The sequence below is a fragment of the Kamptonema sp. PCC 6506 genome (assembly GCF_000180455.1).
Lineage (GTDB): Bacteria > Cyanobacteriota > Cyanobacteriia > Cyanobacteriales > Microcoleaceae > Kamptonema > Kamptonema formosum.
This window is the reverse complement of the sequence record NZ_CACA01000116.1, coordinates 1-1,284: the sequence shown is the minus strand read 5'-3', so window position 1 is coordinate 1,284 and position 1,284 is coordinate 1. Positions and strand designations below refer to the sequence as shown.

Below are 1,284 nucleotides of genomic sequence, written 5' to 3'. Positions count from 1 at the left end.
CCAATCTACTTGAGAAACGTATAGCGAAATCTTGGCCCAGAAATAGCGAAGCTGACACTGGGGGCAAAGTAGCTTTTAAAACCCTTGCTGTCATTGGAAGCATAAGATTGCCACGACTGGAAGGATAAACTTGCCATAACAGTAGCTGATATCAATTCCGGTGCAACCGGAATTGATATCATCCACTGCATCCCCGCAATCACACCCACTCGCCCCTGAAACTTCACCCGCTCGCCAAACCAAAATTCCGGCGCGAAACCGCCATTAAATTTCCATATATGCAAAGCCAACTGAAAAAGGAAAATAGCTTCAAGCTCGTCTGACTTTAATTTCCGTTTAGGCAATAAACCCATAATTCCTCCTGTTAAATTACAGTGATACTACAAGGTGGCGATTTTCAAAAACCTTTAATTGGTAAGAGTTTTAGCTTTCATACCAGCTTCACCAGGAGACGGCGGGAAAATGGCGATCGCCCTCGGTGAAGCTGCACTTTGTAGTATAGATTTGGTGCGATCGCCACCGCGTCCGAAGGCATCGCACATTTTTATTCCCCCGGTGGCGAGTTCCCAGTTGCCTTGGGCGGACCGAAATCATCAGGAATCTCATCCATAGAGGGGCTTTAATTTAGATAAACTAGGTTACTAGAGAGAAGTTTGAGAATAGGGACAAAATGAGATACAAATAGATTATGAGAAATCTTTAAAAAACTTTAGAGGAGGAACTAATGGATTTTGACTTCCGCGTGCTAGTAGTTTTATTGCCAATCTTGTTGGCCGGTGGCTGGGCAGCTTTCAATATTGGCGCGGCTGCAATCAGACAAGTGCAAAACCTGTTGAATAAGCAAGCCTAGACTTAATCCTGACCTCTGTACTGAAAAGCTGATGTTTTTCAGGCTGAATCTCCCATAATCTAGGTGTGCGATCGCTCCTCGGCTTTCCGGTTAAGGATGCGATCGCACACAATTTTTTTTAAGATTATTAGGAATTAACCATTATTTACGTAACGCCGACATCCTGGCGGTTCTTTAACCCCCAGGATGGCGACGTTATGGATACTTTTACTTAATCCCGGATTGTAAGTAAATCCACCTAATTAAACATAAGATAAGGATGGCTGAAAAGCCGACTGTATAAACATTCTTCCTTCTCTCCTAGATAACTAAATTTTTATTCCTTTTTCCTTCTCTCCTAGATAACTAAATTTTTATTCCTTCTACCTTCTTCCTTCTACTTAAAACAATGCTAAATTTTTGCTGTTTCTATTGCTAGAGAGTTTAACAACTTA

3 protein-coding genes are annotated in these 1,284 nt (G+C 41.9%); 1 reads left to right on the top strand and 2 read right to left on the bottom strand.

Features of this window, described 5'->3' with window-relative positions; all coding sequences use genetic code 11:
* Positions 1-5 precede the first annotated feature (5 nt).
* Positions 6-353 carry a hypothetical protein gene (locus OSCI_RS06835; RefSeq protein WP_007354153.1) on the bottom strand — a complete coding sequence of 116 codons (348 nt, stop codon included), beginning with the start codon at positions 351-353 and terminating at the stop codon, positions 6-8.
* A 54-nt stretch (positions 354-407) separates the two neighbouring features.
* Positions 408-542 carry a hypothetical protein gene (locus tag OSCI_RS31890; RefSeq protein ID WP_267879519.1) on the bottom strand — a complete coding sequence of 45 codons (135 nt, stop codon included), beginning with the start codon at positions 540-542 and terminating at the stop codon, positions 408-410.
* A gap of 182 nt (positions 543-724) precedes the next feature.
* On the opposite strand from OSCI_RS31890, the gene OSCI_RS06830 reads away from it, so the two are divergent.
* Positions 725-850: a photosystem II protein Y gene (locus OSCI_RS06830; protein WP_007354152.1), complete on the top strand. Its 126-nt coding sequence runs from the start codon at positions 725-727 to the stop codon at positions 848-850.
* Positions 851-1,284: the final 434 nt, after the last annotated feature.